Origin of the sequence: Nocardia sp. NBC_01377, from assembly GCF_045040005.1 — a bacterium.
Taxonomy (GTDB): domain Bacteria; phylum Actinomycetota; class Actinomycetes; order Mycobacteriales; family Mycobacteriaceae; genus Nocardia; species Nocardia noduli.
The window spans coordinates 6,980,688-7,004,510 of the sequence record NZ_CP109566.1 but is presented as its reverse complement, the minus strand read 5'-3'; the positions used below and the strand labels follow the sequence as shown (position 1 = coordinate 7,004,510).

Annotated in this window: 25 protein-coding genes; 14 read left to right on the top strand and 11 right to left on the bottom strand. The window is 68.0% G+C overall.

Annotated features, from left to right (window positions below):
- Positions 1-7: 7 nt before the first annotated feature.
- Positions 8-454: a hypothetical protein gene (locus OG225_RS32335; protein ID WP_405178630.1), complete on the bottom strand. Its 447-nt coding sequence runs from the start codon at positions 452-454 to the stop codon at positions 8-10.
- Between the two features lie 138 nt (positions 455-592).
- On the opposite strand from OG225_RS32335, the gene OG225_RS32330 reads away from it, so the two are divergent.
- The 3 genes from OG225_RS32330 to OG225_RS32320 all read left to right on the top strand — a co-directional run bounded on the left by OG225_RS32330 (position 593) and on the right by OG225_RS32320 (position 3,216).
- On the top strand, positions 593-1,075 hold the full coding sequence (locus OG225_RS32330) for a hypothetical protein (protein ID WP_405178629.1): 483 nt from the start codon (positions 593-595) through the stop codon (positions 1,073-1,075).
- 254 nt (positions 1,076-1,329) lie between these two features.
- A complete protein-coding gene (locus OG225_RS32325; RefSeq protein WP_405183442.1) occupies positions 1,330-2,010 on the top strand; it encodes a TrmH family RNA methyltransferase in 681 nt (226 codons plus the stop codon).
- Positions 2,011-2,127: 117 nt separating this feature from the next.
- Positions 2,128-3,216, top strand: a complete 1,089-nt coding sequence (locus tag OG225_RS32320) for a glycoside hydrolase family 76 protein (protein ID WP_405183441.1) — start codon at positions 2,128-2,130, stop codon at positions 3,214-3,216.
- 30 nt (positions 3,217-3,246) lie between these two features.
- On the opposite strand, the gene OG225_RS32315 is transcribed toward OG225_RS32320, so the two are convergent.
- Entirely contained in the window at positions 3,247-3,924 is a 678-nt protein-coding gene (locus tag OG225_RS32315) for a DedA family protein (RefSeq protein WP_405183440.1), read from the bottom strand.
- A gap of 19 nt (positions 3,925-3,943) precedes the next feature.
- A complete protein-coding gene (locus tag OG225_RS32310) occupies positions 3,944-4,603 on the bottom strand; it encodes a DedA family protein (protein ID WP_405183439.1) in 660 nt (219 codons plus the stop codon).
- A 339-nt stretch (positions 4,604-4,942) separates the two neighbouring features.
- On the opposite strand from OG225_RS32310, the gene fbaA reads away from it, so the two are divergent.
- Positions 4,943-5,977, top strand: coding sequence for a class II fructose-bisphosphate aldolase (gene fbaA, locus OG225_RS32305; RefSeq protein ID WP_216916418.1), 1,035 nt, complete (start codon positions 4,943-4,945; stop codon positions 5,975-5,977).
- Between the two features lie 31 nt (positions 5,978-6,008).
- A complete protein-coding gene (locus OG225_RS32300) occupies positions 6,009-7,127 on the top strand; it encodes a BTAD domain-containing putative transcriptional regulator (protein ID WP_405178628.1) in 1,119 nt (372 codons plus the stop codon).
- Between the two features lie 9 nt (positions 7,128-7,136).
- Here OG225_RS32300 and OG225_RS32295 read toward each other — a convergent pair whose 3' ends face one another.
- Together OG225_RS32295 and OG225_RS32290 are read right to left on the bottom strand one after the other, a co-directional pair.
- Positions 7,137-7,463: an excalibur calcium-binding domain-containing protein gene (locus OG225_RS32295; RefSeq protein ID WP_405178627.1), complete on the bottom strand. Its 327-nt coding sequence runs from the start codon at positions 7,461-7,463 to the stop codon at positions 7,137-7,139.
- Positions 7,464-7,502: 39 nt separating this feature from the next.
- A complete protein-coding gene (locus tag OG225_RS32290; RefSeq protein ID WP_216916414.1) occupies positions 7,503-7,637 on the bottom strand; it encodes an excalibur calcium-binding domain-containing protein in 135 nt (44 codons plus the stop codon).
- 319 nt (positions 7,638-7,956) lie between these two features.
- On the opposite strand from OG225_RS32290, the gene OG225_RS32285 reads away from it, so the two are divergent.
- Complete coding sequence (locus tag OG225_RS32285) at positions 7,957-9,423, top strand: DUF4185 domain-containing protein (protein WP_405178626.1); 1,467 nt, start codon at positions 7,957-7,959, stop codon at positions 9,421-9,423.
- 25 nt (positions 9,424-9,448) lie between these two features.
- Here OG225_RS32285 and OG225_RS32280 read toward each other — a convergent pair whose 3' ends face one another.
- Positions 9,449-10,510 (bottom strand): fused (3R)-hydroxyacyl-ACP dehydratase subunits HadA/HadB, encoded by a 1,062-nt coding sequence (locus tag OG225_RS32280; RefSeq protein WP_405178625.1) that lies wholly within the window; start codon positions 10,508-10,510, stop codon positions 9,449-9,451.
- Between the two features lie 447 nt (positions 10,511-10,957).
- Entirely contained in the window at positions 10,958-12,253 is a 1,296-nt protein-coding gene (locus tag OG225_RS32275) for a hypothetical protein (protein ID WP_405178624.1), read from the bottom strand.
- 1 nt (position 12,254) lies between these two features.
- On the opposite strand from OG225_RS32275, the gene OG225_RS32270 reads away from it, so the two are divergent.
- The 5 genes from OG225_RS32270 to OG225_RS32250 all read left to right on the top strand — a co-directional run bounded on the left by OG225_RS32270 (position 12,255) and on the right by OG225_RS32250 (position 16,320).
- The gene (locus tag OG225_RS32270; protein ID WP_405178623.1) at positions 12,255-12,986 is read left to right on the top strand and encodes a hypothetical protein; all 732 of its coding nucleotides are present in this window, start codon (positions 12,255-12,257) and stop codon (positions 12,984-12,986) included.
- Positions 12,987-13,694: 708 nt separating this feature from the next.
- Positions 13,695-14,129, top strand: coding sequence for a hypothetical protein (locus OG225_RS32265; protein WP_405178622.1), 435 nt, complete (start codon positions 13,695-13,697; stop codon positions 14,127-14,129).
- A gap of 72 nt (positions 14,130-14,201) precedes the next feature.
- Positions 14,202-14,513: a hypothetical protein gene (locus tag OG225_RS32260; RefSeq protein WP_405178621.1), complete on the top strand. Its 312-nt coding sequence runs from the start codon at positions 14,202-14,204 to the stop codon at positions 14,511-14,513.
- Positions 14,514-14,677: 164 nt separating this feature from the next.
- Positions 14,678-15,127 carry a DUF3151 domain-containing protein gene (locus OG225_RS32255; RefSeq protein WP_405178620.1) on the top strand — a complete coding sequence of 150 codons (450 nt, stop codon included), beginning with the start codon at positions 14,678-14,680 and terminating at the stop codon, positions 15,125-15,127.
- Between the two features lie 23 nt (positions 15,128-15,150).
- Entirely contained in the window at positions 15,151-16,320 is a 1,170-nt protein-coding gene (locus tag OG225_RS32250; protein WP_405178619.1) for an FUSC family protein, read from the top strand.
- 252 nt (positions 16,321-16,572) lie between these two features.
- On the opposite strand, the gene OG225_RS32245 is transcribed toward OG225_RS32250, so the two are convergent.
- Both OG225_RS32245 and OG225_RS32240 read right to left on the bottom strand, forming a co-directional pair.
- A complete protein-coding gene (locus OG225_RS32245) occupies positions 16,573-17,358 on the bottom strand; it encodes a site-2 protease family protein (RefSeq protein WP_405178618.1) in 786 nt (261 codons plus the stop codon).
- A complete protein-coding gene (locus OG225_RS32240; protein WP_254190621.1) occupies positions 17,355-18,014 on the bottom strand; it encodes a hypothetical protein in 660 nt (219 codons plus the stop codon). Before OG225_RS32240 ends, OG225_RS32245 begins: the two co-directional genes overlap by 4 nt.
- Positions 18,015-18,267: 253 nt before the next feature.
- On the opposite strand from OG225_RS32240, the gene OG225_RS32235 reads away from it, so the two are divergent.
- From OG225_RS32235 to OG225_RS32225, 3 genes are all read left to right on the top strand, one after another.
- On the top strand, positions 18,268-19,557 hold the full coding sequence (locus OG225_RS32235; RefSeq protein WP_405178617.1) for an adenylosuccinate synthase: 1,290 nt from the start codon (positions 18,268-18,270) through the stop codon (positions 19,555-19,557).
- A 210-nt stretch (positions 19,558-19,767) separates the two neighbouring features.
- Positions 19,768-22,377, top strand: coding sequence for a LuxR C-terminal-related transcriptional regulator (locus OG225_RS32230; protein ID WP_405178616.1), 2,610 nt, complete (start codon positions 19,768-19,770; stop codon positions 22,375-22,377).
- 98 nt (positions 22,378-22,475) lie between these two features.
- Complete coding sequence (locus OG225_RS32225) at positions 22,476-22,760, top strand: hypothetical protein (RefSeq protein ID WP_216916396.1); 285 nt, start codon at positions 22,476-22,478, stop codon at positions 22,758-22,760.
- Positions 22,761-22,783: 23 nt separating this feature from the next.
- On the opposite strand, the gene OG225_RS32220 is transcribed toward OG225_RS32225, so the two are convergent.
- Positions 22,784-23,344, bottom strand: coding sequence for a methylated-DNA--[protein]-cysteine S-methyltransferase (locus OG225_RS32220; protein WP_405178615.1), 561 nt, complete (start codon positions 23,342-23,344; stop codon positions 22,784-22,786).
- A 172-nt stretch (positions 23,345-23,516) separates the two neighbouring features.
- Entirely contained in the window at positions 23,517-23,816 is a 300-nt protein-coding gene (locus OG225_RS32215; protein WP_405178614.1) for a hypothetical protein, read from the bottom strand.
- Between the last annotated feature and the right edge of the window lie 7 nt (positions 23,817-23,823).

Sequence of the window (23,823 nt, the reverse complement as noted above, 5' to 3'; positions counted from 1 at the left end):
AACCTTTTCAGAGCACCAGGATGATCCGGTCCCGGTTGGACGGATCGACGCGGATCGAGATGATCTCGCCGACAGCGAGTTTGGCCCGGTCGCCCGGCATGACGTCGAAAACTACTGAACCCCGGTATGTTTCGGATCCCGGAACGACGAGTTCGAGATCGAGTTCGGTGAGTTCGCTGTGGTGGTCGGTGCGCCGGAGCGGGTGCACGCGTTCGATGGTGGCCCAGCCCTCCAGGCCGTGGTGCAACAGCCTGCGGTCGGCTTTGGACGGCCGGACGGCCAGCAGCATGCCGAGGCCGACGCAGGAACCGAAGAGTCCGACCAGCGCCACGATCTGATACGGAACGGTGCCGGGTGGGGTGCGCCGCACCAGCCAACCCAGCCAGAGGCCGAGCAGGATCAGGTACCCGGCCGTGACGCCGAGCACCGTACGGAGAACGCGCGCGTGATCCATCTCTGTCTCCACCCCGACAGCCGTGCTTCTCCAGGATAGATCCGCCGCCACCCGCCGCACCGTTCGATTCGCCGAGGTGGTCGCCTCGTGCGACGTACACGGCTAACGGCCGGACGGTCCGGCCATTACCATCACCGCATGAGCTATCCGCCGCCGATGGACAAACAGCCCGAGGAGCCCTACGGGCAGCAACCCTATGGGCAGCCGTACGGCCAGTCGCAGCCTTACGACCAGCAGTCCTACGGTCAACAGCCCTATGGTCAACAGCCCTATGGTCAGCAGCCTTACGGCCAGCAGCCCTACGGGCAGCCACCGTACGCACAGCCCTACGGTTACGGTTTCGGCGGACCGCCGGACCATCCGCAGGCGACGACCGTGCTGATCCTCGGCATTCTCAGCCTCGTGCTGTGCCAGTTGTGCGGGCCGTTCGCCTGGGTGATGGGCGGCAAGGTTCTCAAGGAGATCGACCAGTCGGGCGGAACGATCGGCGGACGCGGCAACGCGAAGGCCGGTTACGTCTGCGGGATCATCGGAACGGTCATGCTGATCGCCTTCCTGGCCCTGCTGGTCGTGTACATCATCATCATCGCGGTCGCGGTCGGTTCGTCCAACTCCTACTGATCCGTTTCCGGTCATCGCGCGGGGGGCCGATACTCGGCGGCATCGGTGCGATGGCCGGAATTAGCATCATCGGGGTGAACCACCCAGAGTCGGACGTCCCGGTCGGCGGTAACGCTGTCTCGGACATCCCTACGTCGGATCATCCAGCCGCGGATCACTCGATCGCGGACGATCCCGTGCCGGACGACTGCACGGTGGGCGATCCCGCCGGGAACGAGCGCGCCGGGGTCGATCCCGGCGGGGATGGTCCCGGTGTGGATGATCGCGCCGGGGACGACTCCCCGCATCCGGGACCGACCGAATGGGGTGAGCATCCGCACGGAGTCGGCCCGTGGGACCGGGAGCACGGCACGCCCGTTCCCGAGGATTCGCGTCTAGACCCGGAACTGATCACCCGCGGCGATCGGCGCAACGTGGTTGACGCCTACCGGTACTGGACCCGCGAGGCGATCGTCGCCGATATCGATCGACGACGACATCCGTTCCACGTCGCCATCGAGAACTTCGGCCACGACGCCAATATCGGCACCGTCGTGCGGACCGCGAACGCCTTCGCCGCGGCGGCGGTGCATATCGTCGGGCGCAGGCGCTGGAATCGGCGCGGCGCCATGGTCACCGACCGCTACCAGCACATCGAACATCACGCAGATATCGGCGAACTGCTTGAATACGCCGCGCGCCACGATCTCACCGTCGTCGCGGTCGACAATGTGCCGGGTTCGGTGCCGTTGGAGACCGCTCGATTGCCGCTGCGTTGCCTGTTGCTGTTCGGCCAGGAGGGCCCCGGCGTCACCGACGACGCAAAACAAGCGGCCGCGATGACTGTTTCGATCGCCCAGTTCGGTTCGACGCGGAGTATCAACGCCGGTGTAGCTGCAGGTATCGCAATGCATGCATGGGTTCGTCAGTATGCCGATTTGACTACCTCTTGGTAACGGAATGGGGCGCAAAACCCGGCGGATAACTGGCACCATTGAGGCATGACCTCGCGGAGCCCTCAGGCAGGCCAGGATGCCGCATCGTCGCCCGCGATGTGGTCGGAGCGCGCGGATATGGCGGAATCCGCGATCGTCTCGCGCCATCTGCGCGCGCTGTGGGCGTTTCCGGCCACGGAACTCGGTGTCGTCGGCTGGCCCGCGACCAGACGCGAGCGCGCCTTCGGTTCGTGGCACTACTGGTGGCAGGCCCATCTGATCGACTGTGCCGTCGACGCCGCCGACCGGGTGCCGACGCCCGCGCGCCGTAAACGCGTGGTGGAGATCCTGCGCTCGCATCGCCTGCGCAATATCACCGGCTGGACCAACAACTATTACGACGACATGGCCTGGCTGGCCATCGCCGCGGAACGCGCCGGGCGCGCCCAGGGCGTCACCGTCGCGAACCGCGGTCTGGCCGCGCTCGAGCGCAAGCTGTACGAGGGGTGGAATCCGGAGGTCGGCGGCGGACTGCCGTGGCGGACCGGGTCGGACTACTACAACGCGCCAGCCAACGGCCCCGCCGGAATCGCGATGATGCGCCTCGGTCGTCATACCCGCGCGCAGGAGATCGCCGATTGGCTCGACGCCACCCTGCGCGACCCCGAGACGGGACTGATCCTGGACGGCATCCACCTGCCGTCCGGCACGATCGAGCGTCCGACCTTCACCTACTGCCAGGGTGTGGTACTCGGTCTGGAGGCCGAACTGGCGGCGCACACCGGCGCGCCGCGTCATCTGGAACGGGTGCATCGCCTGCTCGACGCGGTCCAGGGCCACATGACCGTCGGCGGTGTCGTCAAAGGCGGCGGTGGCGGTGACGGCGGTCTGTTCAACGGAATCCTGGCCCGCTACCTCGCGGTGGTGGCCGAGACGCTGCCGGGTTCGGACCGTCAGCAGGTCGAGGACCGCGCGACCGCTGCCGCGATCGTGCGCGCGTCGGCGTCGGCGGCGTGGGCCAACCGGCTCGACGTCGAGGGTGAACCGCTGTTCGGTGCGAACTGGGCCCAACGCGCGCAGATGCCGGGCGGCAGCGCCGGAGCGGGTTATTTCACGGCGGGCGGTTCGGTGACACCGTCGAAGATCCCCGAGCGCGATCTGTCCGTGCAGTTGTCGGGCTGGCTGTTGATGGAGGCCGCCTACCGGGTCAGCGCCGCCGGTCTGTGAACGGCCGCCGACTCAGGTCCGGCGCGGCGGTCAGCTCTCGGCTTCGGCCACGACGGCCGCGTCCACGTCGAAATCCTCGGCGGGCCGGGCCATCTCCTGCCGGTAGTGGCGCATCCCGATGGCGGTTCCCGCGATCAGGCCGATCACCAGCGCGACGATCACCGCGGGCATCAGCCACGGCACCCGCTCCAGGAAACCGCCCGCGTAATAGCCGATGAGCAGCAGCACCGGCGCCCAGATGACGGCGCCGATGGTGCTGGCGACGGTGTACTTGCGGTGGTCCATATGCGCCGCACCCGCGACCATCGGGCACAGCGTGCGCACCCACGGGATCCAGCGGGCGACCAGCACGGCCAGGAATCCGTGCCGCTCCAACAACCCCGAAACCCGTTGCAGATTCGCGGTGTTGATATAGCGCCCGTTCTTGCGCGCGACCAGACGATGCCCTGTCCGCTGCCCGATGACATAGCCCACCTGATTACCGCTGATCGCGGCGACCATGGTGCCGATCGACAGCGCCCACACCTGTGTCTCGCCGGTGGCGTGCGAGGCCATCACGATACCCGCGGTGATCAGCATCGAGTCGCCGGGCAGGAACAGCCCGACGATCAACGCGCATTCGAGGAAGACGAAAGTGAGAACCACCGCCCAGACGAGCGCGGGGCCCGCCGAGATCAATGGATCGAACGTGCCCACCGCCAGGGGCAATGACGCCGTCGACACCGGATCAGTGGCTCGACTCGCTGGTCGCGGCGACGGTCAGCTCGGACTCGGGCCGCGTCTCGGTGGCCGAGTTGCGCCCGAGGATCTTCTTCGCGACCGCGAAGATGCCCGGCAGGATCGAGACGAAGACGATGCCGAGGAAGATGGCCTCGACGTGGTCGCGGATGAAGGCGACGTTACCGAGGAAGTATCCGAGCACCGTGATGCCGCCCGCCCACAGGATCGCGCCGATGATGTCGAAGGCGACGAAGGTGCGGTAGTTCATCTTGGACACGCCCGCCAGCACGGGCATGAAGGTGCGCACGATGGGAACGAACCGCGCCAGGATGATCGTCTTGGGACCGTGTTTCTCGAAGAAGGCGTGCGTCTCGGTGACGTAGTGCTTCTTGAAGAAGCGGGTGTCTTCCTTGTGGAAGATCTTGGGACCTATCCCGCGTCCGATCCAATAGCCGGTCTGATCACCGGCGAAGGCGATGAAAGTGACCGCGGGAACCAGGATCCAGATATTGACCGGGTTGTTCACCTGCGCGGCGAGCAGACCTCCGGTGAACAGCAGCGAATCGCCGGGGAGGATCGGGAAGAGAAGACCGGTCTCGATGAAGACGATGATCAGGATCGCAGGCAGTACCGCGTTCTTCAGCCACGATTCGGTGAGCAGATACATCGGATCGAGCAACTGGGTCAACGCGACGTTACTCGTCACCGATTCGGTCGCTGCCAGCAGAATCACGCGGCCTCCTGTCCATGGTGCGGCTGGCCTAGGGGTTTGCTTGCCACCGCGTCGGAAGCTGCCAGCGCAATTACCTCGACCACAGTACCGGGTGGAAGCGGGAAACTTTCGGTCGAGGAGAAAAACTGTGCGTGCACTCGTGGCCAACTCACAGCCCGCTCTCAGGGTGCCGTCCGAGACGGGACGGCGGGTGCGTTGGGTCACGAAACACCACTGCCTTAGGGTAATACCTGACAGAATTATCTTTTGCCGCACAACACGGAGGTCTTCACTGTGCCCATCGCGACTCCGGAGGTCTACGCTGAGATGCTCGGTCGGGCCAAAGCGCACTCCTTCGCCTTCCCGGCCATCAACTGCACCTCGTCGGAGACGATCAACGCCGCGATCAAGGGCTTCGCCGACGCGGGCAGTGACGGCATCATCCAGTTCTCCACCGGCGGCGCGGAATTCGGTTCCGGCCTGGGCGTGAAGGATATGGTCACCGGGTCGGTCGCGCTGGCCGAGTTCGCGCACGTGATCGCGGCGAAATACGACGTCACCATCGCGCTGCACACCGACCACTGCCCCAAGGACAAGCTGGACAGCTTCGTGCGTCCGCTGATCGCGATCTCGCAGGAGCGCGTCAACGCCGGGCTGCCGCCGCTGTTCCAGTCGCATATGTGGGACGGTTCCGCGATCCCGATCGACGAGAACCTCGAGATCGCCAAGGAACTGCTCAAGGCCGCCACGGCCGCGAACATCATCCTCGAGGTCGAGATCGGCGTCGTCGGCGGCGAAGAGGACGGCGTCGAGGCCGAGATCAACGACAAGCTCTACACCTCGTCCGAGGATTTCCAGAAGACCATCGACGCGCTCGGCGCGGGCGAGAACGGCAAGTACCTGCTGGCCGCCACCTTCGGCAACGTGCACGGTGTGTACAAGCCGGGCAACGTGGTGCTCAAGCCGGAGGTGCTCGCCGAGGGGCAGCGCGTCGCGGCCGAGAAGCTGGGCCTGGGAGCCGACGCGCAGCCGTTCGATTTCGTCTTCCACGGCGGCTCGGGCTCGCTGAAGTCGGAGATCGAGGACTCCCTGCGCTACGGCGTGGTGAAGATGAACGTCGACACCGACACCCAGTACGCCTTCACCCGGCCCATCGCCGGACATATGCTCGCCAACTACGACGGCGTGCTGAAGATCGACGGCGAGGTCGGCAACAAGAAGGTCTACGACCCGCGTTCGTACCTGAAGAAGGCCGAGGCGGCCATGACGGCGCGCGTTCTCGAGGCGTGCAATGATCTGAAGTCCGCGGGACGGTCGATCAGCGCCTGACCCCTTCTCAACCTCTCGGGGGCCCGAGCTCATGAGTTTGGATGTGCGCGTGCTCGGGCCTGTCCGGTTGTTCGTCGGCGGTGAGCCGGTGGCGGTCGGCGGGCCCAAGCCACGGGCTTTGCTCGCCGCGCTGACCGTCAACCGACGGCGCGCGGTGTCCTCGTCCGCACTGGCCGACATGGTGTGGAACGAGGAACCGCCGGATTCCTACTCGGCCAGCCTTCAGGTGTTCGTCTCGAATATCCGTAAGGCGCTGCGTAATTCGGGGGTCGATCCGGCGCAGGTGTTGCGCACCGAATCCTCCGGCTACCGGCTCGAGATTCCCGAGTCCGCCTGCGATATAGGACGTTTCGAGGCCGCGTGTGATGCCGCCGCCAAATGCGCGGAGGCGGGCGACAACGCGGGCGCCTCGCAGCTTTTCGGCACCGCACTACGCGAGTGGAGCGGCCGGGCGCTGGCGGATCTGGCCGGCCTGCAATTCGCCGACGGTTTCGCCACCGCGATGGACGAGGAGCGGCTGCTCGCCGCCTCTGCCCGTATCGACGCCGAGATCGCCTGTGGGCGCGCGTCCTCGGTCATCGGGGAACTGGTCTCGATCACCGGTGAACATCCGCTGCGCGAGCCGCTGTGGGCGCAGCTGATCACCGCGCTGTACCTGTCGGGCAGGCAGGCAGACGCCCTCGACGCGTGCCGCCGCCTTCGCACCGTGCTCGCCGAGGAACTCGGCATCGATCCGAGCCCGCCGCTGGTGGAACTCGAACAGCGGGTCCTGCGCCAGGAACCGTTGAACACCGTGGAGCTCAAGCGGTCCGAGCGGCTGGCCGCGGCCATGACCGAAACCGTCACCGAGATGCCGCGTTCGGTGCGCGCGGGCCAGTTGCGTATGGCGGACGGCCGGGCGCTGGTGATCGGTCAGAACGGAATGCGCATCGGGCGCATGACCGACAACGATCTGGTCCTCGACGACCCCAAGGCCAGCCGGTACCACGCGCACATCATGCCGAGCCGGGCCGGTCTGCTCATCAAGGATCTGCATTCGGCCAACGGGGTGTACGTCAACGAGGAGGCGATCGAGAGCGGCGCGCTGCTCGCCGACGGTGACGTCATCCGGATCGGCGCGACCGTGCTCACCTTTCAGGCGATGTCCTGAGCCGTTCGCTCAGCAGGCGACGCCGTCCCCGTCCGGGTCGAGCAGGCGCGAATATCCCGGCTGGCCCGCGTACAGCGGCCATCTGCCGTCGTTGATCACCTGGGTGCAGTTGGTGTAGTACCGCGTCGTCGCGTCATCCTCCGTCCCGGGCGGGGGGACATTGGAACCTTTGGGCCCCGGACGGTAGCTCGGGGGTGGACTGTCCTCGTGCGGCCGCGATACCGCGGACTGGGGATCGGCGGCGGCCGCCACCGGCGCCGATCCCATTCCAAGGGCGATGAGCCCTAGTGTCCCGGCGGTGGTGAGTACGCGACGACGATTTCCTGAAGTGTTCACGTCATCCATCGTGCGCTTCGAACGCCGCCGTGGCACGTCCTATTCGCAGGCGATGCCGTCGCCGTCGCGATCGAGATGCGGTGCGCGGCCCGTTCCGAAACTCACGGCGACGTCCCTCGGCAGCAATGTGGCACCCGCTCCGAGACGTACTCGGGCTCGTGTCGCAATCCTCATCGTGACGCATCCTGAACATCGGTGGGTGCGCGAAAAACGCTGGCCCGCAATGAATATATGCCCCGAATCGGTCCTGTGCCGAATCGGGCGACGCTGCCTCCCGGTGACGGGAGTGGTCGCGAAAAAGAGGCTAGCAGCGCCCTCGGCATCCGATCAGCAAAATGCCGCAACCGATTCCGAATCATGTTCGAACAGTGATCCTGCGGGGTAACGGCTTCCGGCTCGGACGCCGTGCCGAAAGCGATTACCCGCTCGGTCGCCGGTGCTCCGGGTAGGGTTCGGGCGCGAAACGACATGTGACCGATTCGAGAGGACAGCTGTGGGCGGACGGATCGTGACGGCGCTCGGCGTGGTTGTATTCGGCGCCGGTGCCTTGACCTGCGTCGATCATCCGATATCGGCGGCGCGGCCCGAACCGGGCCTCGCGACCGGGAGCGGCCCGTGCGCGAGTGATCCGGTACCCGCGCACGAGGGCCTCGTTCCCGAGACGGTCGAGGTCCCGATTCCGATTCCGGTGATCACCGTACTGCCTCCGCAGCCTCCGGAATCCGTTCCGACGCGAGTGCGTACCGAACTGCCCGCCGACCCCTGCGTCGACCCGTGCCCGGATCTCACCAACGGGCCGACACCGCCGCCCGGCCTCGCCCAGCAACTCGGCATCCCCGAAATCCTGTTGTCGCCACAGCCTTTCCACTTCGCGGTCCCCGGACCCGGCCCCGATCCTGGAACGGTGCCACCACCGCCGCCACGGGTCGAACCCCCGACCGAATCCGCGCCCAGCTCCCCCGAGCCGCTCGCGCCGCGTTTCACCTCGGTCCGCGAGGTGGCCAAACTGACCGGCGCGAATTCGGTGAACCGCACCGACAAGCGCTGGCAGGTCGACGGCACCGATCTCGGGATCATGTGGGAGAGCGCGCCGGGACAGATCGCCACCGCCTTCGGTGACACCGTCGGCCGCGGCTTCCATCCGCCCGGCGGCATGGGCGGCGACTGGCGCAGCAACGTCCTCGCCTTCAGCACCGACCGCGATCTGTCCGACGGCATGACCTACGACAGCATGGTCACCGACGGTCGCTGTCACGCGGCCGAAGTCCTCCCCAGCCGAAAACTCGACAATGTGGAGATCACCACGATCCCGACGTCGGGTTTCGCCCTCGGCGAGCGGCAGTACCTGAGCTATATGTCGATGCGCACCTGGCACGGCGTCCCAGGCACGTTCTTCACCAACTACGGCGGTATCGCCTATTCCGACGATCAGGGTCAAACCTGGACCAAGGATCCGCACGCGCGGTGGGACAACATCTTCGGACTGGCGAATTTCCAAGTGAGCGCGATGGTTCCGCACGGCGACCACGTCTACATGTTCGGCACCCCGAACACCCGGCTCGGTTCGGTCGGACTGGCCAGGGTCGCGAAGGATCAGATTCTCAACACGACCGCGTATCAGTACTGGGTCGACGGGACATGGACCCCGGTCGGCGGATTCGCCGCCGCGACCCCGATCGTCGACGCGCCCGCGGGTGAGCTGTCGGCGCGCTACGACGCCGATCGCGGAGTCTGGCAGATGAGCTATCTCGACACCGCGAAAGCGGCCATCGTTGTGCGCGAGTCGAATTCGCCGCAGGGCGGATGGTCGCCGAGCACGCCGACGGTGACCATCGCCGATCACGCCGAGCTGTACGGCGGATTCATCCATCCGTGGTCGACGGGCCGGGATCTCTACTTCACCATTTCGACGTGGAGCGACTACAACGTCTACCTGATGCACGCGACGCGCGCCGAATGAGCGCGCGTCGCAGCGAGTTCCGTGGCTAGGAGAACCTGACCTCGGCCACCGCGCGTCCGAAGAGCTTGCGCCCCAGCGATGTTCCGCTCAACGAGATGACGCCGGTGCGCGTCGTCGGATCGAGGGATTTGATCTTGCCCTGGAATTCGACGGTCGTCGCCGCGTCCGCGCTGACCGGAACGAAACCCGCGAAACGCACGCTGAACTTCGTGATCGCGGTGGGATCGCCGAGCCAGGTCGACAGGTAGTCGGCGGCCAAGCCCATGGTGAGCAGACCGTGCGCGACCACCGTCGGCAGGCCGACCAGCTGGGCGGCGCGATCGCTGAAGTGGATGGGGTTCGGATCACCGGCGACGCCCGCGTAATTGGCCAGATCGCCTCGGGTCACCCGCGCGGAACCGGCGGGCAGCGCTTGGCCGGCGGTCAGCTTCTCGAAATCGGGAAGTGTGTGCACGCGAAGGGGTTCCGGCGCAATGACCGGCGGTGTGACCGCCGTCGCGTCGGGGGGTAGTTCGACCAGCGGGTCGTTCGCGGCCAGTCCCGAGGGGCGATCGTGCATGAACACGCTCTCCACGGCGTCGACCAGATTCGGGTCGACCTCGGCGCCGCGGCGGGCGACGATCGTGGTCGACCCGACCTGCGCGACCTCGCCGCGCTGATTGGTCATCACGAATTTGACGTGGATGAAATCGTTGTCGCTGAACTGACGCAGCGACTCGATCCTGATCTCGGTACTGATCCGGTCGCCCGCCAGGATCGGCCGGTGCAGTTCGAAGACCTGATCGGTCTGCAACACCTGCGACAGGTCGTAATCGGTCAGCACGGTGTCGAGCAGGGCGCGAGTACATGCCGTCCCGATCACCGAGACGAAGGTCGGCGGCGCGACGACATTGCCGTGACCGAGCGCACGCGCGTCGGACTCGTTCTGGTGCGCGCCGTGTAGATTCTGTACTGCCCGCGCGAACTCGCGCACCTTCTCGCGGCCGACCACATAGTGATCGCGTACTCGAAAACGTCGTCCCGCTATCGCTGCCGTCTGTCCGCACGTGGCGGTCCCCGGCTGCGCGATTGTTTGCTCCGTGCCCATGATCCGGGTGATGCTACTGCGCTCGACACGGCATTGACCAGGCATCTGTGACGATCACAACCCCGCATGCACCCGGACCGTGGGGTATCACCGTACGAGGCGAGGCACGCGTAAGGCCCGGGACCTGGGCGATTGTCCATCCGGTGTGGAACCTGCGGCGCGGCATCACGGTGTGCCGGAGTGTTCCGTCCACCACTCATATCCTCGGCAAACGGGACAGCCGCGATCCGCGCGCAGCCCACACCGCCGCTCATGAAACTGGGCAAACGTGAGCGTCGCTGTACGCGCCCAGCCGATGCCGCGCCGCCCGGTGTGCACCTCGGACGGTCGAGCTGTGCCGTCTTATCGAGCGACGGTCTGCGACGAATACGCCGTGCGGAGACTCGTACGGCAGGTCGGGCAGACACGGGAGGTGGTGTCGCGACTCGACACCACCGCCCCGTTTCGTCACGGTGTGCCGGTGCTCGGGTCGCACACCTTCCAGCCGGCGTCGGTGCGCTCCAGGTCGAACGTTCGCGCCGAACGGTTCGTCGGATCGGCGTCGGTATAGACGGTGGCCTGCGCGATCGCGGTGTCGCCGGTGATCGAGATCTTGTCCACGCTGTCGACCACGGGGATGTTCTTGCGCTCCATCGACAGCCGGTGCACGCCCGCGAACTGCTGTTCGGGGAGTCCGACGTAGAAATCGTGCAGGGGACCGCAGGTACTCGACCGCAGCGTCGCCAGATCGCCGTCGCGCAACGCGTCGGTGTATTCGCCGATGGCGGCGCGCACGGCCGATTCCGGCGAACTGTCCGACGAACCGACGAAGGAGAACGCGATCGCGACGAGTACCGCGATCAGCACCGCCGCCGCCGCGCCGACCGCCAACAGCCAGCGCGTCGACTTGCCGCCGCCCGCCCCCGGTTCCACCGGAGCGGGTTCGGCAGGCGGTTGGGCCGGGGGCGCGATCCGCTGCGGCGACGCCATCGGTCGCGGCTGCGGCGGATATGTTCCCCGCGCGGCGTTCGTCGACTGTACGGGCAAGGTCATCTGGACGTCGGCGGGCGACGGAGCCTTCGGCACCGAGGGGCGCTGTGTGGCGGGCGGTCGCGGCGGCGTCGGCCTGGTCTGCTCGACGTCGTCGTATCCGCCCGGACCCTGCGGACCCGACGGCCCCTGTGGTCCCTGCGGACCCGAGGGCCCCTGCTGACCCGGCTTCTTCGGGCCCGGCGCGGGCCGCGGCGTCGTGGGCGGCCTGGACAGCGGACCCTGCCGAGGCGGCACCACACGGTCGGTGCCCGGTCGCTGAATCCGCTGCGTCGCCTGCTGATCCGGCGGAACCTGGATCGGCATGGCCATGGTCGGCGGGTCGACCGGATTCGTCACGATCGGCATGGCGACGGTTTTGTCGTCGGAGCCGGGAACGGGTCCGCCCTGACGCCCATCCCCGGGCTGCCCCGTGGGTTTCGATCCCGCAGCTTCGGTCGCGGGAGCGCCCCGAGCGTCCGATTTCGCCTCGGTTCCGGCCCGACCCTCCCGATTATCCGTGGACTTCGCGTCACCCGGCCGAACCGCCGGATCGGTACCCGCGGGAACGATCCGCATCACCACGGTCTTGTCACCGGCTCCGTCGTCCACGAAATCCTGCGCCGCTTCGCCGGGTCCCGCGCCCTGGTTCTCCGTGGGCACGCGACCGTCACCGGGCCCGTCCCGGCGTTCGTCCGCACCGGGTGTCCCGAGGATCTCGCTACGCCGGAACACGGTGGTCTTCGCGCTGGCCGCCGCGTCATCGGACGGCCCGGCCGACACCGTCTCGGACCCGACGGTGTCGGCTTCGGCCGCGCCGCTTTTCGTACTGCCGCTCGCGGTATCCGCCGCCGACCCGACGGACTCACCACGCCGAATCACCGCCGTCTCGGCGTCGCTCGCCGCGGTTTCGGCCGGTTTCGAGCCAACGGAGGTTTCGGCCGGACGCGAGCCACCAACGGCCGCGCCCGACGCAGCCGCACTCGCCGCCGCGGAAACGCTCTTCCCCGAATCCGGCTTCGCGGTACCGATCTCCCCGCTCGTCTCCGCCGAAGCGGGACGATTTCCACTCGGAGTGGAAGGGGTCGCGGTGCCGCCCGTGCCCGAAGCGGTCGTGGCAGTCGGCGCTGTAGCGCCCGCCTTGATCGCCGCCTCCCGGGCCGGATCGCTTGTCCCGGGGGCGGCCGAAGGGGCTGGAATCCCCGACTCGGGGGCACCAGAGCGCGCGGGATCGTTCGGCCGGGGGGCATCCGAGGGCGCCGAGTTCCTCGCACCGGAGGTGTTCGAGGGTGCGGATGTGCTCGCCCCGGGGGCACCGGGCGCTGGATCGTTCGTACCGGAGGCATCCGCGGGCGCCGGAGTGCCCGACCCGGGAACGTTCGCGGGTGCCGGAGTGCCCGACCCGGGAACGTTCGAGGCTGCTGGTTGCGTCGTCCCGGTACCGGCCCCCGCCGGGGTGGCGGGCTGATCCTGGCTGCCGGTTCCGATCGAGTCGGGACCGTCGCTGCGCGAAGTGGTCGGTGTCGTGGCGCGGTCTGTGCCGGGAGCAGTGGCGCCGGTCGAGGCCGGTGCGCGCTTCTCGGGTGTATTCGACGGTGCCGGGGTGCCCGTCTCGGGGGAGTTCGACGACGCTTGTCGCGCTGTTCCGGCACCGGCGGTCACCGGGGTACCGGTCTGCTCCTCGCCGCTCGTGGTGGACGAGCCGGAACGGTTGCCATTCGGTGTGGACGTCGCGCTGCTTTCTGCACTCGACGTGGTTGCGGCCGGTTTCGTCGGACCATTCGCGCCCTTGGCGGGAGCGGGGAAAGGCTTCGTCGCGGTGCTGTCCGGGTCGGAAGCGGCGGCGGCTCGCGTTGCCGAACCACTCGCACCCGCACCCGGCGACGCCGCCGTCGAACCGGCCGCGCCAGAAGCGGCAGGCCCACTGCGGCCGACACTCTTCGCGTCCGGCGCGACTTCGCGTCCGGCCGCGGCCGTTCCGCGATCCGATTGCCCTGCCGCGCCAGCCACGTCGCGTGGACCTTCGGCGGCTTCCCGCCCGGTCCGAGCATCGCCGGACCCGGTACCAGCGGCCTCCTCGGACGCACCGCGCTGTCTCGCCGCCGCATTCGAGGAATTCGCGCTATCGGCCCGGTTGCCGATCCCGGGCCGGGCACCTATACCGGCAGCCCCACCGATGCTCGCCGCAGCACTGGCAGCCGCGGAACTCGCGCTGCCACCGCTCACACCGCCACCTGAGTCGCTGCCACCGGTCGCGCTCGCACCGCGCGCATTGGCACCTGCCGTACCGACATTGCTCGCGCGGCTACCGGTCGCACCGATACCGCTCGCGCTGCTACCGGAGGTGCCACCACCGGCTGCGCTCACACTGCTCACGTCAGCGCGCGCTGAAGCTGCCGACCGACTCGCCGACGACTCGCCCCCGGCGACCCCTGAAGCTCCGGAAGCCTTGTCCGACACGGTATTCCGCGCCTGCGAAGTCGCCCCCAGTGGTTGCCGCCGGAATACGGTCGGTTCGTCGTCGGCGGCGCCATCGGCCGCGCGACTCGCTGCCGTCGCGCCAGCCGCCGCCGACGAACTGGAATTCTTCGCGCCGCCGGTCGCGGCCTGACCACCCTTCGCGCTGCTCGCGGCGTTTTTCACCGGAGCGTCCGCGCTGGAGCCCCCGCTACCGGCCGAAGTCGTGGACGTGCCCGCGGTCGAAGTCGCCGATGACTTCGCGCCGTCGTCGGCCCGTGCCGATTCACCCGATCCGTTCGAGGAGTTCTTTCCCGCCGCCGCGCCCGCGCTCGCCGCGCTACCGCCGCCCGATGTCGCGGACGCGGCGGATGACGGCTCCGCCGAGGTGTCCTCGCGTGCCTTCTCGGCTCCCGCGCTACCGCGCGCCGCATTCTTCTCGTCGTTCGGGTCGGACACCTACTACCCCTCGGCTCGGGCGAATCAGTTGAACTCGACGGCCAGCCTAATGGCCGGGACCGACCGGGGTCCCCAATAGATCGCGACACCATGCGCAGGTTGTTATCGGACTGTTGGCGTTCGGCCCCCCGCGCTGTGACCGGAGGTTCGAACTCGGCTCGATGTGGCCCAGGATCGGGATCCGAGCGCCGCGCACAGGTCGGGGAAATCGCGGGCGCGCGGCCGGGTGCAAGAATGAAACCCATGACCTCGTTCGGTGATCTGCTCGGACCCCAGCCGGTGCTCCTGCCCGAAAATCTCGACGCGGAGGCGGCGCTGCTCGACAAGGTCGACCCGGTGCAAGTCGCGGCCGACCACCCCGCCGCGTCGATCGCGTGGGCCTATCTCGCGGAGGCCGCGCTGACCCGCGGCGGCGCCGTCGGGTCGGACCCGGTGGTCAACCACGACATCGTCGCCGCCTACGCGTTCGCGCGCACCGGCTACCACCGCGGACTCGACCTGCTGCGCCGCAACGGCTGGAAGGGTTTCGGCCCGGTGCCGTGGAGTCACGAGCCCAACCAGGGCTTCCTGCGCTGTGTCGGCGCGCTGGCCAGGGCGGCCCGTGCGATCGGCGAGTCCGAGGAGTACGCCCGCTGCCTGGATCTGCTCGAGGATTGCGATCCGCGCGCCGCGGCGGAACTCGGACTGGACTGAGCACGGCGGCACGCGATGACGCGATGACGGCGCGCCGCCCGACGACGCTAGGGTTCGACGCCGGTGCGCGCCTCGTACGCGAGAGCGGCAAGAAACGTTTGCGCGGCTCGTGGGCGCGACTGCGGCTCTCGGCCCTGCCGATCGTGCAGTGCTCGCTCGGCGCCGCGCTCGCGTGGTTCGTCGCGCATACCGTCATCGGCCATCCGCAGCCGTTCTTCGCCCCGACGGCGGCGGTCGTCTCGATCGGCATCTCGTTCGGCGCGCGGCTCAAGCGGTCGGTGGAACTGGTCGTCGGCGTGGCCGTCGGTATCGGGATCGGCGACCTGTTCATCAGCAACGCGGGCACCGGGGTGTGGCAGATCGCCCTGGTGGTCGCGGTGGCGATGGCGCTGGCCGTCTTCCTCGACGGCGGGTCGATCATCACCATCCAGGCCGCGGGTTCGGCGGTGCTGGTCGCGACCTTGCTGCCGCCCACGGCCGGTGTCGGATTCTCCCGCATGATCGACGCGCTGGTCGGCGGTCTGGTCGGGGTGGTGATGGTCGCGGCGATTCCGCTGCATCCGGTGCGTCGGGCCCGCGATCACGCCGCGGCCATCCTCACTGTGATGGGGACGGCGTTGTCCGAGGCCGCGGACGGTCTGCTGGAACAGGATCAGGACAAGATCCGCAAGAGCCTGAGCGAGATGCGCGCGACGCAACCGCAGATAGACGCGCTGCGTTCCTCGTTGGAGGGCGGGCGCGAGATCAGCAGGATCTCCCCGCTGTACTGGAATTCCCGTGCCCGCCTGGAACGTATCCGCTCGGCGGCGGACCCGCTCGACAACGCGGTCCGCAATACCCGCGTGCTACTGCGTCGCTCGCTGACGCTGGTGAACGACGACGAGATTCTCGACCCGAGGGTGATCGACGAGGTGGAGCGTCTCGCCGACGCGGTCGATGTGGTGCGCAGGATGATGCTCGCCGACCCGGGCGAACAACCGGACCGGGCCGAGGCGGCGCGGGTGCTGCGCTCGGTCGCGAAGGGCGCGCGGCCCGAACTCGTCGCGGGCGCCGGACTTTCGGCGCACGTGGTGTTCGCGCAGTTGCGGTCGATCGTGGTCGATCTCATGCAGGTCTGCGGCATGAAACGTATTTCGGCGATGGCGCTGCTGCCCCCGACCGTCCCGAATCCGCATGTGCGACCTGAGGAATGATCACCCGACTACTCGGTCGGATCCCGGCGCGGGCCGAGCGTGTCAGCGGGTGGGGCGATGATCTTCGCGTAGTCCGGTACTCGTGTCGGTGTCGGGCCCGGTCGATAATCTCGACTCGTGACCGGGAGCTACGAGGGGTTTCGCGGTCGGAAGGCTTCGCGCGAGCGGCGAAGGCGCACCGGATATCCGGTGGACGGAGGCGCTCGTGAGAAGGAGGTGGCCCGGTCCTGTGCCGGACCGGGCCACCGAAACTCACAGCCAGAATCGGGTCAGATAATTGCCGTAGTCCGACCAAATGCGTGGCACTCCGGATAATTCGAACAGCGCGTAGACCGCGTCGAAGAACACATTGTTGATGGCGGGGGTCCACAGCAGCGCGAAGACGATCAGCATTCCGAACGGTTTGAACTGATCGAGCGAGCGTCGGGTCTCGTAACTCAGCGACGGTTCCAGCACCCCGTACCCGTCGAGTCCCGGAATCGGCAGACTGTTCAGCAATGCCGCGGTGACCTGGAGGAACGCGAGGAAGCTCAGCCCGAACCAGAACGCGGGATGCGATGTCGCGCTGCCGAAGAGCTCCACGATCACCAGCAGGATGATCGCGCACACCGCGTTCACGGCCGGACCGGCTCCGCTGACGACGCGCTGGACGCGCGCGCTGAAATTATGGGTGTGCACGTAGACCGCGCCGCCGGGCAATCCGATTCCGCCGAGTGCGATGAAGACGATCGGCAGCACGACCGACAGCAGCGGATGCGAATACTTCAGCGGATTCAGTGTGAGATATCCGCGCAATTCCACTTCGTGATCGCCTGCGCGCCAGGCGATATAGGCGTGCGCGAATTCATGCAGGCACAGCGAGACGATCCAGCCCGCCACGACCATGACGAACACGCCGATCTTGGCGCGGGTCGAGTCGAGGTCGGCGCCCCACGCGAGTACCCCGCCGAGCACGGTGATCGCGACGACGAGCAGGAATACGGGGCTCGGGCGCACCGCGCCACGGCCGAGGCGCTGTCTCGCGTAAGGATTGTTCATCTCACCAGGTACCAGGATTCGTGATGTCGGTAGAAGGTCGAACGGGGGACCGGTCGCTCGGTCCGGATGCCGTCCCTCGTCACCACCGCGCCCGGAGTGCCGAGTTGCGCTGCCCTGCCCTCGACCCAGGTCCGTTTGCGGATCCCCCTGCGGACTGCCGCCCGGACCCCCGGAAGATACAGGGTGGGTGAGATCTGCATGGTCCTGACCTTGCCGGTGAACAGCAGGGTGTCGTCGACGTAGGCCTCGCCCTCCAGTTTGGCGTCATCGACGCCGGTGATGGTGGCGCGACCGACCAGGACGGTGCCGGTGTCGTCGCGGATCAGCGGGGTCTCGGTGGCGCGGCCCTCGATGGCGCGTTTCGCGGCCGCGTTCCCGGTTCCGGTCTGGTAAGCGCGGGAACCGTAGGTCTTGTCGATGGGGACGTAGCCGATCTCGACGTGCAGTCGTTCCGTTTTCATCAGATGGGTGAGAACCCCGGCGAGCGCGGCGTCCTCGCCCAGCACGATGAGCCGGGGCAGACTGTCGGCGGCGAGGACCGGCAGTAGCTCGTCGATCACGGAAGTCGCTGGGACGGCGGCTGTTTGGGTTGTCGGCACCGCGGCGAGGGCGATCGGAACGGGTACGCCGTCGCAGCGGAGAACGTGAGTACTCAAACCGCCGTGCACCCTCCTCGGTCCGGCCGACACACCCGTCGGCCTGCTCACCACTTCCGGGCGAACCCGGCGTCCTGGCTCGCTCCGTGCCCAACCATAGCCCTGTTGATGTGGAGGTGTCGGTGCCGCGGCACCCGATACGTTCCGGGGCGCTCGGAGGGTATCGGCTAAAATGAGCTACCGGCCACCTCCTCCAGACGGGTAGGTAGCTGCAACACGTCCGTGTTGCGCCCCCAAACGTAGGAGACAAACCATGCCGGCAATCGTCCTGATCGGCGCCCAATGGGGCGACGAGGGCAAGGGCAAAGCGACCGATCTGCTCGGTGGCCGCCTGCAATGGGTTGTCCGCTACCAGGGTGGCAACAACGCGGGTCACACCGTGGTCCTGCCCAACGGTGACAAATTCGCGCTGCACCTGATCCCGTCCGGAATCCTGACCCCCGGTGTCACCAATGTGATCGGCAACGGCGTCGTGGTCGATCCGGGCGTGCTGCTCGCCGAACTGGCCGGGCTGGAAGAGCGCGGGGTCGACACCTCCGGCCTGCTGCTCTCCGCCGACGCGCACCTGATCATGCCGTACCACGTGGCCATCGATAAGGTCACCGAACGCTTCCTCGGCAACAAGAAGATCGGCACCACCGGCCGCGGTATCGGCCCGTGCTACCAGGACAAGGTCGCCAGGGTCGGGGTCAGGGTCGCCGACGTGCTCGATGAGAAGATCCTCACCCAGAAGGTCGAGGCCGCGCTCGAGTTCAAGAACCAGGTGCTGGTCAAGATCTACAACCGGCGCGCGCTCGACCCGCAGCAGGTGGTCGATGAGGTACTGGAGCAGGCCGAAGGGTTCAAGCACCGCATCGCCGACACCCGCTTGCGGATCAACGAGGCACTCGAACGCGGCGAGACCGTGCTGCTGGAGGGTTCGCAGGGCACCCTGCTCGACGTCGACCACGGCACCTACCCGTATGTGACCTCGTCCAACCCGACCTCGGGCGGCGCGGCGGTCGGCTCGGGCATCGGACCCAACAAGATCAATACGGTGCTCGGCATCCTGAAGTGCTACACGACCCGCGTCGGCTCGGGACCGTTCCCGACCGAGCTGTTCGACAACTTCGGCGAATTCCTCGCCAAGAACGGCGGCGAGGTCGGCGTGACCACCGGGCGCGCACGGCGCTGCGGTTGGTTCGACGCCGTGATCGCCCGTTACGCGACCAGGGTCAACGGCATCACCGACTACTTCCTCACCAAACTGGACGTGCTGTCCGGCCTGGACACCGTCCCGATCTGCGTCGCCTACGAGATCGACGGCGAGCGCGTCGAGCAGATGCCGACCACGCAGACCGATTTCCATCACGCCGTCCCGATCTTCGAGGAGATGCCGGGCTGGTGGGAGGACATCTCCGCGGCCCGCACCTTCGAGGAGTTGCCCGCCAACGCCCGCGCCTACGTGGCCCGGCTGGAGGAGTTGTCGGGCGCTCGGATCTCCTGCATCGGCGTCGGCCCGGGCCGGGACCAGACCATCGTCCGCCACGACGTCCTGGGCTGACACGCTCCCGCGCACGCACCGGCCGAGGCGACAACACGCCTCGGGGGTCGGGCGAGCGAGGTTGCGCGCGTGGGAGAAACCGCGCGTTCGCTCGCGGGTAACCGGAGGCGTGCCCGTCGGTGTCGCTCGCGGCTTCGGCGAACCCGTTTGCGCGCGTTCGGAGTTCGCGGATGTGATCGATCGTGCACTGCGAAGACCTACGATTGACCCATGGCTCGGAACTGGCCGATGATCGAGCGCGAGACCGAGTTCGCCGCCCTTCGGTCCGCGCTGGACGGCCGCGTCCATGTCGGCGCCGTACTGACCGGCGATGCCGGAGTGGGGAAGACGACGCTGGCCAGGAAGGCCACCGCGGCGGTGGGCGGAAATATCCGGTGGGTGGCGGGCACCGAATCGGCCCGCGGCATCCCCCTCGGCGTTTTCGCGCACATGGTCGGCGTCTACACCGCGCACGATCCGGTGACCTTCATGTCCGCCGCCCGCGAGGCGCTGCTCGCCGAGGGGCACACCACCATCGGCGTCGACGACGCGCATCTGCTCGACCAACTCTCGGCCACCCTGTTGCTGCAACTGGCCATCGACAGGGCCGCGCATATCGTGGCGACGGTACGCAGCGGTGTGCAGGTTCCCGACGCGGTCACCTCGTTGTGGAAAGACGGTCACCTGCTGCGCATCGACCTGGGACCGTTCACCCAGCGGCAGAGCGTCGAATTGGTGGAATCCATGCTCGGCGGGCAGCTCGAGGGTTTCACCGCCAACCTGATGTGGGAGTCCTCGGCCGGAAACGCGCTGTTCCTGCGGCATTTGGTGGAGGGCGCGCTGGAAGCGGGCACCCTGCGCCAGGTGAACGGGGTCTGGCAGTTGCGCGGCCGGGCCGCGGTCACCTCCGAACTCGCCGCGCTGCTGGAGGACCGGGTCGAGCAGCTGCCCGATCCGGTGCTGAGAGTGCTGGAACTGCTCACCTTCTGCGAACCCATCGATATCGACATACTCGCCGAACTGGCGGGCGAGGAGGCCGTCGAATCGGCCGAAACCCGCGGTCTGATCAGGGTTGTGGAGCACTCACACCGATTGATCGTGCGCTACAACCATCCGCTGTTCGGCGAGGTGATCCGGCGCAGACTCGGCGTCGCCTCGGCCCGGCGGCTACGCGGGCGGTTGTATTCCTCGCTCAAGGAACGTCCGATCAAATCCGCCGCCGACCGGATCCGGCTGGCCGAATTGGCCTTGGACAGCGACAGATCCGCCGATCTCGAACTCTTCGAGGCGGCCGCCGCCGATGCCATCCACCTGGCGAATCTGCCGCTCGGCGAACGTTTCGCCCGCGCCGCCGTGGAGCGGCGCGGCGGCGTCGAGGCCGCGGATCTGCTCGCCCGCGCACTGCTGTGGCAGGGGCATCGGATCGAGGCCGAACGCACCCTGGCCGGTTTCGACCCCGACCGACTCGATGAGGTGCAACTGGTCCGCTGGGGCAGCACCCGGGTGTCGAACCTGTTCTGGGCGGTGGGCGACGCAGACCGCGCCGACGAGGTCCTCGCCCAGGTCCGGGCGAAAGTGCAGCATCCCAAGAGCGTGCTCATGTTGACCGCGCTCGCCTCCGCCTGCGAGGTCAACGAGAACCGGTTGGCGGACGCCTACGCCGACGCCGAATCGGTGATGACATCCCACGGAGCGCCGAGATGGGCGGTCTGGTGGGCCTCCTTCGGCGGCGGTCTGGCCCTGGCGCTGATGGGCAAGGCCGAGGCGGCGCGCACGTACGTGGCGCGCGGACACGAGGTGGAAGCGGAGATCGACGGGCTCAACCGGTTCATCTCCACCCACGCCGAGGTACTCGCGCTGACGCTGTCCGGTGAGCTGGAAGCCGCCAAACGTTGCGCGGCGGGATATTTCGACTATTCGGCGCCGGGCCAGTATCTGGCCTGGGGATTGTCGAAGATCTTGCAGGGCACGGCCGACGTCGCCCGAGGTCGGTTCCCGGACGGGATCGAACATCTGGAACAGGCACTGGCCGCCCTCGCGACCGAGGGTGCGGCGGCCTGGATGATTCCGGCGAGAATTCGCCTGGCCGAGGCGTATTCGGCGCTCGGCCGAGCGGATGACGCCGCCGAATCCATTCGCGAGGCCGCAGCCCACGGCGGCAGGCATTCCGCGGTGTACGAACCGCAACTCGATATCGCCCGTGCCGTCCACGCCGGTGCGGAGGGGAGTGTCAGCGCGGCCATCCGATCGGCGATGTTCGCCGCCGCCTCCGCGGGCCGCTCCCGGCAGTACGCCATCGAAGCGATGGCCCTGCACACCGTCGCCCGATTCGGTGACAGTTCCGTCGCGGGCCGACTCGCCGATCTCGCGGCCCGGGTGGACGGACGACTCGTGCGGGCCCAGGCCGAACACGCGATGGCACTCGCGGCCCAGGACGGCACCGGATTGGATACCGTCGCCGCCGAATTCGAGGCGATGGGCGCGCTGCTCTCGGCCGCCGACGCCGCGGCCCAGGCCGCGTCCGCGCACGAACGCGCCGGTGACCGTCGCCGACTGCTCGAATCCGCCGCGGTCGCCAACCGCCTCGCCGCGGCCTGCGGCGGTGCGAGCACGCCCGCCCTGCGCCGCGCCGCGCAACCCCTTCCCCTCACCGCCCGCGAGCGCGAGATCGCGAACCTCGTCGCGGCCGGTCTGTCCAACCGCCAGATCGCCGACCGCCTCACCGTCTCGGTCCGGACCGTCGAAGGCCACCTCTATCGCGCCTGCATGAAAATGGACGTCACCGACCGCGAATCCCTCGGCGCCTTCATGCGCGGCGAAGCCCCGGGCCGATCCGGGTGACGCCGCCGTCGAGGGCGTATACCGGGGGTTAGCTGGGCAGGCCGGGGCGGCGGCGGTTACGGTCGGCGGTAGCGAGCTGTGGAAAGGTGTGGACGCCTGTGCGTAAGTCGGCGATCGTCGGTGTGGTTCTGGTCGTGCTGGGGCTGGTAGGGGGATGTTCCGATACGTCGGGCACACCGCGACCGGTGGGTTCTCCCTCGGTCGTCGCGACCTCGGCGGCCCCGGCCGCACCGGATGCGGTGGAGCGCAATCTGCGGATCCGTCAGCGGTTGCTGGAACTCGGGTGCACCACCAACAGCTGTATCCAGGCGTACTTCGCGTGCATGGACGGCTACCTCAGCGGTGACGCGTGCGAGTTCTACCGTCAGCATCCGCCCGGCTGATCCGGCGCGAGGCCGCCGCGACCTCAGAAGAGTGTGGGTTCGCCGAACCCCGGCGTGCGCTCGATTTCGAGGAGCCGCTGTTTGGTGGTGATCCCGCCCGGTGCGGAGAAACCGTGCAGCGCGTTGTCGGCGGCGAGCACCCGGTGGCACGGAATGATCAGCGGGATCGGATTGCGACCGAGCGCCTGCCCGACGGCCTGTGCCGCGCCCGGTGCGCCGACCCGATCCGCCACCTGCCCGTAACTGAGGGTGTGGCCGGGATCTATCGCGCGGGTCACGTCGTAGACCCGGCGGTGGAAATCGGGAATCGCGCTGGTGTCCAACGGTATCCAGCGCAGGTCGTCGAGTTCGCCCGCGAGGTGGGCCCGAATGCCCCGGACCGCCTCGGCGATGGGGCCGGTCGGTTCGGCCCGGTCGATCGCGTCGTCGCCGATCGCGCGTGTGATGTGCGCGAGCAGTGCCGCCGAATCGGTGTCGGGCAGTGCGAACCGGAAAACGGCGTCCCCGCCCCACGCGATGGCGCAGTCGCCGATCGCGGTATCGAAGAGCGCTGCCCGCCCAGGCAGCCGAATGGAAACGCCCATGATCACAGTCTGCACGCGGGGTCCGACACATTCGACGGCTGGTGCGATCGGGCGGGCGAGGTTCCGCCGCCGAATTCCTGTCGCGGCCGAGTCGGCGCGCTTCATCCGGACGTCGGAACCCTCGAGTGGCTGGCCGATCGTGATGACAGCCGAGGAGACCAGTCCAGTCCAGTCAGGAGAAACTGGCCTTGAATGTCCCACAGCTCGGATTCGACGCGGACCGCACCACGGCGCGTTCGGCCTCGCGGATCGGCTCCGCGGCGACCTCCGCCGCTTCCGATCGGCTGCGGATCGCGGCGATATCGGCGTATTGCCGCTGTTCCTCGTAGTATGAAGCGGAATCGTCCAGGAGTGGCCACGGCGCGCGGAACCGGTCGATCCGGAAGGCGGTGGCACCCGAACGAGGGGCGAAACGGTGGACGGCGTAGGCGAAGGCGACGACGACGACGAGAAGGCTGAGCAGGGCGGTCATGTATTCA